A 13,948-nucleotide genomic window follows, 5' to 3' on the forward strand; every position below is an offset into this window, starting at 1 on the left:
CATTGCACCTTTTGTTGATTGATTCAGACTTGTTGAATCAACGCGACTCGCACCGTGTTGGTCTTGGAACTGATCAAACAAAAGGACAAATGGAATGAGCAAACCAAGCTTTAGCCGTTCACTACTGAGCATGGCCATCGGTGGCCTAATGGTAGCCGGCAGTATGAGCGGCGTTGCTAACGCTGCACCCACCCATGACAAGCAAGTGATTGGCTATATCACCCAATGGGAAGCCTGGAAAGGCACCTCTCATGGTTTCAGCGCGAAAGGTGAAGCGACGCACCTGAACGTAGACATGGACAAATACACCATCTTGAACTTCTCCTTCTTCGGCGTTGCCCATGATGGTTCATTACACAGTGGCGATCTGCGCAACAAGCAGATCTATAAGCCTGAAGTTCAACAAGAGCCAGGCCCACTCCTTCACCCTGATGTGTATTCCAGCTGGGACTTCCACATTCTTTGGGGTGAACTAGAGTACATCCACCAGTACCCAACCAATGAACCTTATGACGCAGAAAATCTTGCCAAAGTTCAAGCGCAAGGCTTTGTGCCACACGGCAGTGGTTGGCTTCATGAGCCTACAGGTGTAACGGGTCAATACCCACTGCCACTGAAAAAAGCAGGTGGTGCACCAGGTCTGATTGAATTGGCCGATCAAAAAGGCGTAAAAGTCATGGCGTCTATCGGTGGTTGGAGTATGTCCAAGCACTTTGCAGAAACAGCGAAAGATCCTGTCAAAATGGAAAACTTCCTTAAGGGTGTTGACCAATTGATGGCGCTTGGTTTCCACGGTATCGATATTGACTGGGAATACCCAGGCGCAGGCGGTATGAACTTCCAAGGCTCACCAGATGACTACGCAGCCTTTGCATTTATGCTTGAGAAAATTCGTGAGCGCATCGGTCCAAATAAAATGCTAACCGCATGTTTTGCCGCAGCGCCGAGCAAACTTGAAGGTATGGATTGGGTTCGTCTAAACAACTCACTCGATTACTTCAACATGATGACCTATGACCTCAATGGTGGTTGGTCAGCCGTTTCTGGTCACAACGCACCGCTCTATGACTACCCTGAATCAGAATCACCTGATTGGAACTTGGACGCGCTGAAAAACTACTTGGTGAGCCAAAACGTACCACTAAATAAAGTGACCTTTGGTGCTGCGTTCTACGGTCGCGGTGTACAAACAACAGAAGCAACCACTTACCTTGGCGCGCCAACTGACAAGCGTACAGTCAACAATGAAGTCGATGGCCCAATCAACTCAGCGGTTGATTTGGACAACTTCAAACTGTTCGATGGCCAACCAAACTACAACTACATTGTGAAAAACACCGCACAATGGACTGAGGATTGGGATGCCAATGCCAAGGTGCCATACAAAACCAAAGGCAAATACTTCCTTAGCTATGACAACGAGCAGTCAATCACTGACAAAGCGCAATACGTTGTTGATAACGACCTTGCTGGTTTGATCGTTTGGCAAGTGCACGGTGACATCGAGTGTAAAGGCAGCATGATTCAACACGGCTCGAAGTTGGTTGAGTGTACAAACCTCAGCTCACCACTTGCCGGTGCCATTGATAAAGTGTTTAGCGCAGCGCCAATTGAGCCAAACGACCCACCAGTGGTTCAGCCTGTTGCAGCGCAAAATGTCGCATCTGGCACTGACCTAGCATTCAGCGTAACCGCGTCTGATCCTGAAGGTGCAAAACTCACTTATACCGTGAGCAAAGGTACCATTACAGCGACTGCTACAGGTGCCGATGTGGTTTACACCGCACCAGTGACAGGCAAAGACATTGTTGAAACGCTCGTGGTCACTGTCAGCGATGGTAAGAAGTCAACGTCTATCAATGTGACTGTGAATGTCAAAGGCAACGGCATCAACACTGCGCCTGAGCTGACTGTCCCTGCGACTGCAACGGTTATCGGTGGTCAAGCGGTTGAGCTTGCAATCACGGCAACAGACGCAGACCAAGACAAAGTGACTGTCACTGCTTCACAAGGTGTGCTGAGCACGCTAGTGAATGGCTCAGCAACCCTGACCTTCAATGCGCCAAAAGTGACTGAAACCACAGTTGAGAACATCGTGGTTACTGCAACTGATGGTACTGACACTGTGTCTCAAACCATCGCTGTAACCATCAATGTTGAAGCCGCAGCCGATGCTTGGAATGCAAACACCATCTACAACACAGGTGATGAAGTCAGCCACAAAGGTGCGAAATACACTGCGAAATGGTGGACCAAAGGTGAAGAGCCAGGAACATCTGACGTGTGGGCAAAAGCATATGGCCCAGGCGACACAGCATGGGATGCAACCCGCGTGTATAACTCTGGCGACATCGCAGAGCACGGCGGTAAGCAATATAAAGCCAAGTGGTGGACAAAAGGCGAAGAGCCTGGAAAAGCTGCTGTTTGGCAAGCCCTTTAATCATTGAGATTAAAACCAAAAGAGCCTCAATTGAGGCTCTTTTTTTATACCCGCACGATCGTATACGCGCAACACAGATTCCGCTCAAGCATCGCGATGAATCATGCTTTGACTCACTGGCGGTGTTACCTCACGCTGGCGCATCAACAGGTTAAAATTCATTCGCGCTTGTTTAACCTGCGCAGATAACTGCTCTTTAAGCTCTCGCGCCTCCTGCGTTTTCTCAGTCAGCTGTGCCAGCTCATCATTCAGCTGCTGATGTAGCTCAGCGGGATCCTCGCCGCTATCGGAGCAAGCCAGTGCATGGGCGCGAATCTGCTTTTTCACCGCCCAAATTTGCTCGCGCACCAATCGCTCTTGCTCTGCGGCATGCATCGCTTGATCGCGCAGCTGCTCAAAGGTTGCCAAAGCCATGCCCTCCGTGGACCAAGGGTCAAGATCGGGCAGCGATTCAATGTTGATCACCGGATCTTCATAGTTTTTCTGATGGCGTAAATCCCAGGCTGCAGCTTTCACCGCTGAAATCATCAAACTCACCGCAATCACCAACAGTGGCAAACCACCAACAATCGCAGCCGTTTGCAGCGTGGCTAACCCGCCCATAAAAAGCAGCACCGATGGCATCAAGGAAAGCGCAAAAGCCCAGAATAGTCGGCTCCAGCGAAGTGGCTCCTCACTGACATCATTTTGTACCACCGCCGCTAGAATGTAAGAGATTGAATCAAAGCTGGTGGCGGTAAAAATCACGCACAAGACAGTGAATACCACAATCACAAAGGTGCTCCATGGCAACTGATTGAGCATGGCAAAAATCGCGGTTGTCGCCCCTTCTGCATTTAAAATACCCACCACATCGAGCTGGCCTGAAAGCTGAAGTGATAAGCCAAAATTGCCCAGCACCATAAAAAAGAGAAAACAGCCAAGCGAGCCAAAAAAGATGGAGCCAGAGACCATCTGCTTAATGGTGCGACCACGTGAGATTCGCGCAAGAAACAGCCCCATATTCGGTGCAAACACCAACCACCAAGCCCAATAGAAGATGGTCCAATCCTGCGGGAAATGGGTATCTTCAAAACTGCCATAGCCACCAAAAGGCTCAGCCCATGTGGCCATCACAAAGAAGTTCGACAGCATTCGTCCCAGCGAATCAAGGCCAGTTTCCAACATAAAAATGGTCGGCCCCACTGCCAGCACAAAGGCCAGCAAACCAATCGCCATCCAAAAATTAATATTGCTCAGTAATTTGATCCCTTTTTCCATACCTGCGTATGCGGAATAGGCAAAAATCGCGGTACAAACCATAAGGATCCCCACCTGCATTTCCGTACTTTTGGGCAGGCCAAAGAGCTGATTGATCCCTTCGGTGATCAGCGGCGCTGCTAACCCCAGCGTGGTCGCACCACCACCAAGCAAACCAAAAATAAAGAGAATATCAACCAGCTTACCGAGCAAGCCTCGACTTCGCGCCTCCCCCAGCACTGGCATCAATGCGGATGATATTTTCAATACCGGCTGTTTGCGCACATAAAAGAAATAAGCGATGGGCAGCGCTGGCACCAAGTAAATCGCCCAAGCAATGGGCCCCCAGTGAAAGACCCCATAGGTTGCCGCCCAGCGCACCGCCTCTTCAGAGCCCGGAGCCAACTGAAATGGCGGCGATTGATAATAATAAGCCCACTCAATTGCCCCCCAATACAAAATACTGGCGCCAATACCGCCGCAAAAGAGCATGGCCGCCCAAGATGCGGTGGAGAACTCCGGCGCTTCATCTGGATCCCCCAATTTAATCTGGCCGATATCAGAAAAAATGATGTAACCCATAAACATAAATGCCGCGACGCCCAAAGCTAAATAGAGAAAGCCCATGGTGTCGGTCATAAATGATTTGGCGATGGCGATCCATTCCGCGCCCTTTTCGGGAAATAGCATCAGCGGAATAACCGCGCTAAGCAACATGCCCAGCGCGCCAAAAAATGTGGTTTTATCGATCAAGTGAAACTGAAAACTTTTAAGCGTCATGAGGTTGCCCTTAAATTACCCAACTTTATTGAGCATTGAAGAGCACAGCGAAAGCACAAATCCAATCGCTTGTGGATAGCATTAAAAAATTGACGCTAAATTTAACAATCACTTTCGCTTTTTCAGCTAACTATCACTTTTGACCGAGCATCACTTCGCAGCTCAATCGCACCTTCGAAGCAAAGCCAAAGGCGAATAGCTGTTTGTTCAAAAAAATCGAACATGCTGATGCAACTGGCCGAGTTGTGAGCAAGCGGCTCACTATCTAAACTCACTGCATCGGTTTTATTCCCATGAAATAAGGACAAGCAACTATGAACATCGTGGCTTTTGGCGCATCCACCAGCAGCAACTCCATCAACAAAGCACTGGCAAATCACGCGGCTCATCTTGTGGATGGCGCGCAAGTCACCCTGCTTGATCTCAACCAATTTCATTTGCCACTTTTTAGTGAAGATGTAGAAAAAGAGCTTGGCCAACCTGATGCCGCCAAAGCCTTTGTGGCAGCCATCGCACAAGCGGATGCCTTGGTGATCTCCTTTGCCGAGCACAATGGCGCCTATACCGCAGCGTATAAAAATCTCTTTGATTGGGCATCGCGCATCAATCCACAAGTGTTTCAAAATAAGCCAGCCGTGTATTTGGCAACCTCACCGGGTCCTGGCGGCGCGCAATCCGTACTTGCAGCTGCCACGGCTTCTGCGGGCTATTTTGGTGCGACCGTCAAAGGCTCACTGTCAGTTCCAAGCTTTTATGACAATTTTGATTTTGCCAGCGGCAGCCTAACCAATGACGCGCTTGCGGCGCAGCTAAAACAAGTGATGGCCAGCCTAAGGGCTTAACGCAGTCAACAGACCTATGCGCCCAACCTATGCGCCCAACCTATGCGCCCAACCTACGCGCCCAACCTACGCGCATAAAAAAACGCCTCACATGAGGCGTTTTTTGCGTTTAGTTTTTAGCATTAAGTTCTTTGCATTGCGTTCTTTGCATTCAATTCAAACCCGAATTCAAACGATTCAAGCCCATAACAACAGTGTTAGGTATGGGTGTTTTGCACAGAAAAGCCCAAGGCTTCACTAGCACGAAACATAAATTCGCAAAGCCAAACGGAGAGATCGCGCTCGCTTGAAAGCGTTTCAAAACACAATCCTTTGGGCTCCACCATCGCCACCACAGAGTAACCACTGGGCAAATGCCATTGCGGCGAGCCATGGACATAACCTTTCCAGCCCGGCATCGCGCGATAAATTGCATCAATTTGCTGCCAGTTTTCATCACTCAAGTTATAGGGAATGTTTAAAAGGGTTCGATTCATCTTTATCGACTCAATTGAAGGTGTGTACGTTGCCATAGCGACCACGCCGCGTAGCAATAGACCATGAGGGTCACCGGATAGAGCACCATCTCAAAGCCATCCACCAACAGGGGTTGTTTGAGCACATCAAGGCTCATCAAACCAAGCAGAATCATACAAGGGGACATGGCTAAAAAGGTCAACCAGCGAAATTTACAACCAATCTCGGTGCTCGAAACAAATAAACCAAACTGCAGGAGTGCACCAATCAAGGCATAAAAGACAATGATCGGCCACTGAAAATAAGCAGGATCAAGACTATGACTATAGTCCGCGCCCATATAGGTAAAACCAAGCATCAGTAAAACGGCAATGCCGCGAATCAGCATATTTCTGACTATCAAACAAGATTCCTTCTCGTAAACACAAAGGTGCAAACGTGCCAGCAACGGCTGCGATTTGCACAGTTAAGCATATGGAAATGTCGACAAAATGCCTAGATAGTAAAGCGTCAGAGTGGCGAGCGGGTCACAGATTTTGCTGGCGATACTGCTGCGGTGTCATCGCCATGCGCTTTTTGAAAATACGCGAAAAATAGGAAGGGTCGCGAAAGCCACAAGCGTTGGCCACCTGCCCCACACGCAATAAAGGCTCCTCTTTTAAGATCCGGCACGCCAGCCTTAATCGCATATCGACAATATAATCACGACAATTGACACCCATGGCACGATGAAACAGCCGTGAAAAATAGGTCAAAGAGTAATGGCACAAGCTCGCTAACTGCTCTTCTCGAATCGGCTGATCTAAATGGCTGTCAATATAACTTAATGCAGGCTCAATGGATTGCAGCTGCCGCTCATTGGCTGAGAACATCGCATCGTTACTGGCCACCAAGCACTGCTGCTGACAACAATCACTGCGGTGAGAAAGGCAAAAAAGTGCATCTTTCCAGCGCGCCATGATCCAATCAAGATCCGCTTCACTCATCGTGCTATCGACCAAGGTAATCGATGCAGGTAAGTGAATGAAATGAAGCGGCTCAGCGGTCAATACTAGGACTATTTTATGATGCTGAAGTGCGTAACGTATCGCGCGATCAAGCCAACGATGCGAAGCACTCAAATCAACCAAAGCAACATATTGCACCGCACAATGCTGAAAACGATCCAAGGCATCCCCGCAGGTATGCGTCGAAAAGTGCTTCGATAATAGCTGCATCAAGATCGCCTGTGCTGGTGCGAGATTCGCGTCCTCGAATACACCACCAAAGCAAGGTAAAAACACGCGTCGCACCCATATCTCCTGTCTCAGTCATGAATCAGACTAAATATAGCGCATCAAAGTCCTAGTTTTGGCCAAAAGAGTCCTAACCCTTCGCAACAGAACCACCAATAGTTAAGGCACAACGCCATTTCGCGTTGTCATTTGGAACTAGGTGGAGAACCGTTATGCGTAATTTCATGAATCAATGTAAAGCCTTTATGGCCGATGAAGAAGGACTCACCATCGTTGAGTACGTGGTGGGTGCAGCCGTGATTGCAACAGTGTTGTTTGGTCTGTTCTCAGGCGGCTTCAATGCCTTGGGTACCAAACTCACAACCATCATTGGCAACATTGAAGATGGCTCTTAAGCCCTAAAGAGGTCGAGATGAGTCTGCTGAGCATGGCCATATTGCTGATCATCGCACTTTATGATCTGCAGTCGAACCGCATACCCAACCTTTGGGTTCTCGCTTTATGCATGAGTGGTGCCGTTCATTGGTTTGCCATGGATGCATCACTTCAGCAATGGGGACTTGCCCTTGCTGGCGGTGTGGCCATGTTTCTTTCAGCGCTCTTCCTCTACTCGGTCAAAGCCATGGCACCGGGCGATGTCAAACTACTCGGTGCATTGGGCTTTGTCTTTGGCTGGGGCAACCTCATTGCCCTGTGCCTCTATATTGCTTTGGGCGGTGGCCTCGTCGCTCTGTGTTTTTTACTGTTCCATCATAGCGAACATCCGATAACTGCTGCCCGCCAATACCTACGTTATCGGTTTTTAAGCTTGGGACAACACAAATCGCTGGTCATCGCCCCTTCACTTTCTATGCCCTTTGCACCCTGTGTGCTCATAGGCGTAGTGCTATTCAACTATCTTGGTTAAACACGGGGGGAAGGTATGAGTGAAGTCACCGGAACTGTCGACGAAGGGGTGCTCTACCCTCAGGTGTCCCCGCCGCCAACCCCAACAGAAGAATCAGCGCTCAATATTCCCAGTGATGTGCTTGAACATCTACTGCTTAAGCATCTCGCCACAGAGTCAAAGCAAGACATTGTTCAGCTCAGTAAAAAATTAGGCATTATCAGTGCCATCACTGAAGGCATTGTGATGCGCCTGCGTAAAAAAGCACTCATTGAAGTGCATCAGCCAGAAAACAATGGCCTAGCACAAGGAATCAAAAGTCATGTGCTCTATTCACTAACCAGCGCTGGACGCGAGCTTGCTAGCACCGCCGCAAAACGCGATGGCTACCTTGGTCCTGTCCCCATTCATATTGATGATTATGGGCCTATTGTTCGTGCGCAAGATGTGCGCCATCAAACCATTACCCGCGAGGTCATAGAGCGCGCGCTTGAAAATACAGCTGGCGCGCAGAGTCTGATTCCTACCTTAGGGCCGGCGCTCAACTCTGGCCGGGCCCTTCTTTTTTATGGCCATGCCGGGACAGGCAAAAGCTTTATTGCCAGCAAGCTGCTGCAATGCTTTCCCAATACCGTTTACATCCCTTACAGCATTTATGCCGAAGGCAGTGTCATTGAGCTCTTTAGCAACCAGCATCACCGCCCTTACAAGCAGGCGAGTGCGCAACAGCAAGTACGTTTGCAGTATCAACATGATCGCCGCTGGGTGTTGTGCCACCGCCCCAATATTCAGGTGGGTGGCGAACTCACCATGCATATGCTGGAAGTCAACTGGTGTAGCAAAACACGCACGCTCAAAGCACCTCTTCAGCTACAAGCCAATAATGGGATTTTGGTGATTGATGATTTAGGCCGTCAAAGTATGTCCATGGATGCCCTGCTCAATCGTTGGATTGTCCCCATGGAATATCGCGTCGATCATCTGGCGCTTCCCAATGGCCAACAAATTACGCTGCCCTTTTTAGTCTCGCTGGCCTTTTCAACCAACCTGTCACCGCAAGAGATTGCCGATCCTGCTTTTTTACGCCGCCTTGGTTACAAACTGCATTTTGAACCACTCAATGAGGTGGATTATCGCCAATTGTGGCAACAGATGAGTTGGCATCATGAACTGATCTATAGCGACGATCTCTTTAACGTCATTCGTCGTCTACACCGCCAGCATCAGGTCAACTATCTGCCCTGTTTGCCCAAAGATTTAGTCGGTATCTGTCGTGATTTGATTCGCTTTGAACAGTTATCGAAAAACCTCACCGCAGAGTTGATTCAACAAGCTTGGCAGCTCTACTTCTCTGACCAACCTGTAAGGAGTGCCCCATGAGTCGCAGCCACATTCTCTTTTTGCTGTTGCTCTCGATCCTACTTGGGATCGCAGCCGTAATTGTTGCGAAACAGTGGATGGATAGCCAAGCCCAAGTCACCACACAAGTCGAGGAGGTCACGCGACACCCCGTGGTGGTGGCCGCTGTTGAGATTCCATCAGGCACCATTATTGAAGCCAAACACCTCACGACCAAACAGCTTGAAGAAGATTGGCTACATGACGACGCCTATCTTGAAACCGCACCGCTCATTGGCCAAGTGGCAGCCGCTACCATTTATAACGGCGAACCCGTGCATCGCAGCCGTATCGCTAAGCCCGGTGAAGGGGCAACGCTGGCAGCATTAATTCCAGAAAACAAACGCGCCGTGACTATTCGCGTGAACGACGTTATTGGTGTGGCTGGCTTTTTGCTCCCCGGTAACAAAGTCGATGTACTCAATACAGTGGTTCGCAAAAACTACGCCAACACCACCACGGTGCTACGTGATATTCGCGTACTCGCCGTGGACCAAACCGCAAAAACCGATGACAACAAACCCGTTATCGTTCGAGCGGTGACCCTAGAGGTCTCCCCGAAAGAAGCAGAAAAACTGCTCACCGCACAAGGCAAAGGCGAAATTCAGCTAGCGCTTCGTAATCCCTACGAGCCCAACGTTGCACCGCCAAAAGCCAAAGCCAAACCTCGCTATGTCGCTCCCAGTGTCACCATTCTCAAAGGCACTGAAAGCGATAACGTGAAAGTGAAAAATTAAAAAAGGGTCAAAGCATGAAACAGATACAGTTATGGATCGTCAGCTTAACCGCCTTATGGATGCTCAGCTTGCCTGTAAGCGCCGCAACCATGGGGGAAACGCTACAAGTTCCACACCATAAATCGATTAACGTGGTGCTTTCTGGCAAAGCCAAGCGTGTTTCTCTCGGGGATCCTGAGGTGCTCGACATCGTGATGCTGCGCAGCAATGAGGTCTTTCTCATTGGTAAAAAGCTCGGTTCTACCAATGTGATGGCTTGGGACAGTCAAGGTCGCTTGATTGAGTCCATCAACATTGAGGTCACCCATGATCTCAATAGCCTCAAAGCCAAACTGTATCAATTTTTACCTAATGAGCGCATTGAGGTACACAGCAGTCAAAAACGCCTGATTCTAAGCGGCGAAGTGAGTAGCCAAGCGCATATGAATACGGCGCTAAAAATCGCCCAAACCTACACCGCGGCAGAAGCCGCAGATGAAGAGCAAGCCAGCGATACCATCAGCAATAACGGGGTCATTAACCTGATGAGCATTGGTGGCAGTCAGCAAGTGATGCTTGAAGTCACCGTTGCTGAAGTGCAGCGCTCTTTGGTGCGCCGTTTTGATTCCAATTTTCAGTTCTTTAACCAAAACGGCAACTTTGGTATTGGCGCCACCTCAACAGGTGCTGGTTTTCTGGGATCAACGCCTGTTTTTGATGCCTCCAACATCACAGATACTGGCCTACTCACCAGCTTTGTCGACGGCAATACCCTGTTTACCCTAGCACTTGATGTGGCGCGTCAAAACGGCACCGCCAAAGTGCTTGCAGAGCCAAATCTCACGGCGCTCAGTGGTGCCAAGGCCGAGTTTCTCGCTGGCGGCGAGTTTCCAATTCCAGTGCCAGATGATGATGGTATCGCCATTGAATACAAAGAATATGGTGTGGGTCTGCGCTTTATTCCCGTCGTCCTTGCCAATGATCGCATCAACCTCAACCTTGAAATTGAGGTCAGCGAAGTGGCCAATACCAGCTCACTGACCATCACCCCCGGGGATGCCAACGCCACCTATATCATTCCACCGCTCACCAAGCGCAGCGCCTCTTCAACCTTAGAGCTCGCTGATGGCCAAACCATCGGGATTGCGGGCCTGATTAGCGAAAACCTGCGTGATATTGACAACCGTATGCCGGGCCTTGGCGATGTTCCCGTCCTAGGGCAGCTTTTTGCTAGCCAAGAATATATTAAAGGCGAAACCGAACTGGTGATTTTAGTGACCCCGCGCCTTGCTCAACCCGTCGATCGCAACAAAGTCACACTCCCAACCGACGGTTTTGTTGAGCCCAGTGACATTGAATATTACCTCTTGGGTAAACGCCCATACCCCGTATCCGTTGATGTGGCACCTGAAGAGACCACATCTCAGCCCACCACTGTCACCCCGTATCAAGGCGGCAGTGAAGGCGAATTTGGCCACAGTCTATAGGAGTGATGATGATGCAACGCTTTTCTCTTTTTAGCATTTTTTGCCTCACCACGCTGCTAATGGGCTGCGCGGAACATGCGCCATTAGGTGACTCGGTGGCGCGATTGAAGACCGAGCAAACCTATGATCAACAAGCCACGGCTAATCACCAAGACTATGTGCCACAAGCATCAGGTGAACGTATGCAACCCGCGGTTCTGCTTTACCAACGCACCGCAGCACCGCAAACACTGAGCACACAAAAGCAGGGAGACAGCATTAAAGTTGAACTTGCGAAATAGTGCTCAAGGAGGCAGTGATGAAAGACAGAATCAAACGACAACAAAAACGACAGTTGCCCAAACAACAACAAGGGATGGTTGTCGTGATGGTCACTGCCGCACTATTGTTACTTCTGGCATTTATGGCCTTTGCCATTGATGTCAACCATGCCATTGTCAACAAAGCGCGGCTGCAAAACAGTGTCGATGCCGCTGCCCTTGCCGCTGCTGTGGTACTCGATAATGGTGAAGATACCACCGCTGCACAAAACGCAGCCAATACCACACTCGCGACCGCTGCCAGTCAGCTGGGAAACCATGAGTTAGACTTTGCCAATGCCAATGTCAGTATTCAGTTTTCCAATGATCCACAAACCTTTCCAGACAACAGCTTTAATCCCAATTTAGATGTGTATGTGCGCGTGCATGTCGCCGATATGCCACTCACAGGTTTCTTTATGGGGTTGTTTAATTTGGATAAAGCGGTGGATGCCAGTGCCGTCGCTGGCCCCAGTGCCTCTTTGGTAATTTTATGTAATGTGGTGCCCATTGCGGTATGTGCCGACAGCGGAGCTGGCTCAACTGGCAGTCAATTTTTAGGGTTTAACTATAACGAAACCTACGCCATCAAAATGGCATCGCACCAAAATAGCCCCATGGGTCCCGGTAACTTTCAATTGCTCGACTTTGGCTCAGGTGCCAACACAGTGCGAAACGCACTTGCTGGCGGCTATGATGGTTGTATTCGTCTCGATGAAACCGTCCAAACTAAACCGGGTAATACTGTTGGTCCCGTGGCGCAAGGTCTCAATACCCGTCTCAATATCTATCAAGGCGGCGGAATGAATTCAACCTCTTACCCGCCCGATCGCTATGTTGCGCAGCCATCAACCCCAGCATCGCAAGATAACCAAGGCAATGTTTCCCAGCCCAACTGGGGCTATAGCGATTATCTTGCAGAAATCAGTAACTGCCCAGGTGGTAGTGACTGCACCTCAGGTCCTGCTGGCCGCCGAATTCTCCCTGTGCCCATGGTTGATTGTGCCGGTAGCACAGGCGGCACCACTCAACTTGATGTCTTTGCGCTTGGTTGCTTCTTCCTTGGTCAACAAGTCCCTAATAGCAACGGACAAGGCGGGGCTGTGGTCTTTGGTGAATTTATTGAAGATTGTACCGCCAGCAATGGCTCTACGGGCACCACACCAAACAATGTGGGTCCCAATCGAATTGTCCTTTATAAGGACCCCAACAGAGGAGATGCCTAGATGAAACATGCACATCATCAACGTGGACTCGCCGCTGTCGAGCTTGCCATCACCCTACCAATTTTGTTGCTGCTTTTAGTGGCAGTAAGCGAAATCGGGCGGCTACTCATTCACTACAACACTTTGACTAAAGCGGTTCAAGATGGTGCACGCTATGCCGTGGTTGATATCTACGGCACCGCTGCGGCCAATCAAATCGCCGACGTCAATGAGATAAAAAACATGGTGGTTTATGGCAATAAAGGGGGGTCAGGTGATGCCCTACTGGTCAATCTAAACACGGGTAACGTCACGGTCAGCCAAGCCAATAGCTATGTCATTGTGACCGCGCAGCTCACCTACGCACCTGCCTTTATCAAACTACCTGAATTTTTCGGCAGTGGCGGCGATAGTCTGGTACTTCCCATTCGCGCCAGTGCATTGATGAGGACAGGGCCATGATGCAATTTCCACGGATCCACAAAAAACAGCGTGGTTTGGCCATTGTCGAGTTCACCATCATTGCTGCGTTTTTACTCTTTGTGCTCATCGCCATTATGGAGTTCGCTCGGCTGATGTATGCCATGCAATCGCTCAATGAGATGACCCGACGAGGCGCTCGCTTAGCTGCGGTTTGCCATGTCAATGATCGCAATGACATTCCCAGTCTCACCGCGATTACGGGCATCGCCCCCAAAGGCTATGAACCAACGGATATGGTGATCGAGTATCTCGATGCGGATGGCAATGTGATTGCTGGCGATCTCACCGATGACACCAATTTCAGTCAAATCCGCTTTGTCAGAGCGCGAATCAACAGCTTTACTTTTGATCTGTTGGTGCCTTTTGTCAGCTTTGACGTGAATAGCGTCATGCCTGATTTTGAAACCACTCTACCCGCAGAAAGTTTGGGGATATTAAGACCAACCGCCGACAACCCCAATGCGGTCACCAATTGCTAGGAG

General features: G+C 49.7%; 15 protein-coding genes. 11 read left to right on the forward strand and 4 right to left on the reverse strand.

What is annotated here, in order from left to right; genetic code table 11:
* Nucleotides 1-94: 94 nt before the first annotated feature.
* A complete protein-coding gene (locus L9P36_RS08830; RefSeq protein ID WP_435532736.1) occupies nt 95-2,440 on the forward strand; it encodes a glycosyl hydrolase family 18 protein in 2,346 nt (781 codons plus the stop codon).
* Between the two features lie 84 nt (nt 2,441-2,524).
* On the opposite strand, the gene L9P36_RS08835 is transcribed toward L9P36_RS08830, so the two are convergent.
* The gene (locus tag L9P36_RS08835; protein WP_237466336.1) at nt 2,525-4,459 is read right to left on the reverse strand and encodes a BCCT family transporter; all 1,935 of its coding nucleotides are present in this window, start codon (nt 4,457-4,459) and stop codon (nt 2,525-2,527) included.
* A 314-nt stretch (nt 4,460-4,773) separates the two neighbouring features.
* Between L9P36_RS08835 and L9P36_RS08840 the strand changes: the two genes are divergently transcribed.
* Nucleotides 4,774-5,301: an NADPH-dependent FMN reductase gene (locus L9P36_RS08840; RefSeq protein ID WP_237466337.1), complete on the forward strand. Its 528-nt coding sequence runs from the start codon at nt 4,774-4,776 to the stop codon at nt 5,299-5,301.
* A gap of 197 nt (nt 5,302-5,498) precedes the next feature.
* On the opposite strand, the gene L9P36_RS08845 is transcribed toward L9P36_RS08840, so the two are convergent.
* The 3 genes from L9P36_RS08845 to L9P36_RS08855 all read right to left on the reverse strand — a co-directional run bounded on the left by L9P36_RS08845 (nt 5,499) and on the right by L9P36_RS08855 (nt 7,049).
* Nucleotides 5,499-5,777 (reverse strand): hypothetical protein, encoded by a 279-nt coding sequence (locus L9P36_RS08845; RefSeq protein WP_237466338.1) that lies wholly within the window; start codon nt 5,775-5,777, stop codon nt 5,499-5,501.
* A 2-nt stretch (nt 5,778-5,779) separates the two neighbouring features.
* The gene (locus L9P36_RS08850; RefSeq protein WP_237466339.1) at nt 5,780-6,160 is read right to left on the reverse strand and encodes a hypothetical protein; all 381 of its coding nucleotides are present in this window, start codon (nt 6,158-6,160) and stop codon (nt 5,780-5,782) included.
* 124 nt (nt 6,161-6,284) lie between these two features.
* Nucleotides 6,285-7,049, reverse strand: coding sequence for a helix-turn-helix transcriptional regulator (locus tag L9P36_RS08855; protein WP_237466340.1), 765 nt, complete (start codon nt 7,047-7,049; stop codon nt 6,285-6,287).
* Nucleotides 7,050-7,204: 155 nt separating this feature from the next.
* Between L9P36_RS08855 and L9P36_RS08860 the strand changes: the two genes are divergently transcribed.
* From L9P36_RS08860 to L9P36_RS08900, 9 genes are read left to right on the forward strand one after another with little or no spacing between them, the layout of a single operon-like run.
* Nucleotides 7,205-7,387 carry a Flp family type IVb pilin gene (locus L9P36_RS08860; protein WP_237466341.1) on the forward strand — a complete coding sequence of 61 codons (183 nt, stop codon included), beginning with the start codon at nt 7,205-7,207 and terminating at the stop codon, nt 7,385-7,387.
* A 17-nt stretch (nt 7,388-7,404) separates the two neighbouring features.
* On the forward strand, nt 7,405-7,899 hold the full coding sequence (locus L9P36_RS08865) for an A24 family peptidase (RefSeq protein ID WP_237466342.1): 495 nt from the start codon (nt 7,405-7,407) through the stop codon (nt 7,897-7,899).
* Nucleotides 7,900-7,914: 15 nt separating this feature from the next.
* Complete coding sequence (locus L9P36_RS08870; protein WP_237466343.1) at nt 7,915-9,258, forward strand: DUF8689 domain-containing protein; 1,344 nt, start codon at nt 7,915-7,917, stop codon at nt 9,256-9,258.
* Nucleotides 9,255-10,013, forward strand: coding sequence for a Flp pilus assembly protein CpaB (gene cpaB, locus L9P36_RS08875; RefSeq protein ID WP_237466344.1), 759 nt, complete (start codon nt 9,255-9,257; stop codon nt 10,011-10,013). The genes L9P36_RS08870 and cpaB overlap by 4 nt, the downstream gene beginning before the upstream one ends.
* 14 nt (nt 10,014-10,027) lie before the next feature.
* On the forward strand, nt 10,028-11,479 hold the full coding sequence (locus L9P36_RS08880; RefSeq protein ID WP_435532737.1) for a type II and III secretion system protein family protein: 1,452 nt from the start codon (nt 10,028-10,030) through the stop codon (nt 11,477-11,479).
* 8 nt (nt 11,480-11,487) lie between these two features.
* On the forward strand, nt 11,488-11,760 hold the full coding sequence (locus L9P36_RS08885) for a hypothetical protein (protein WP_237466345.1): 273 nt from the start codon (nt 11,488-11,490) through the stop codon (nt 11,758-11,760).
* A gap of 17 nt (nt 11,761-11,777) precedes the next feature.
* Entirely contained in the window at nt 11,778-13,004 is a 1,227-nt protein-coding gene (locus L9P36_RS08890; protein ID WP_237466346.1) for a pilus assembly protein TadG-related protein, read from the forward strand.
* Nucleotides 13,005-13,445 carry a TadE/TadG family type IV pilus assembly protein gene (locus L9P36_RS08895; RefSeq protein WP_237466347.1) on the forward strand — a complete coding sequence of 147 codons (441 nt, stop codon included), beginning with the start codon at nt 13,005-13,007 and terminating at the stop codon, nt 13,443-13,445. It abuts the gene before it with no gap.
* On the forward strand, nt 13,442-13,945 hold the full coding sequence (locus tag L9P36_RS08900; protein WP_237466348.1) for a TadE/TadG family type IV pilus assembly protein: 504 nt from the start codon (nt 13,442-13,444) through the stop codon (nt 13,943-13,945). The genes L9P36_RS08895 and L9P36_RS08900 overlap by 4 nt, the downstream gene beginning before the upstream one ends.
* Nucleotides 13,946-13,948 lie beyond the last annotated feature (3 nt).

It is taken from the genome of Vibrio stylophorae, assembly GCF_921293875.1.
Lineage (GTDB): Bacteria > Pseudomonadota > Gammaproteobacteria > Enterobacterales > Vibrionaceae > Vibrio_A > Vibrio_A stylophorae.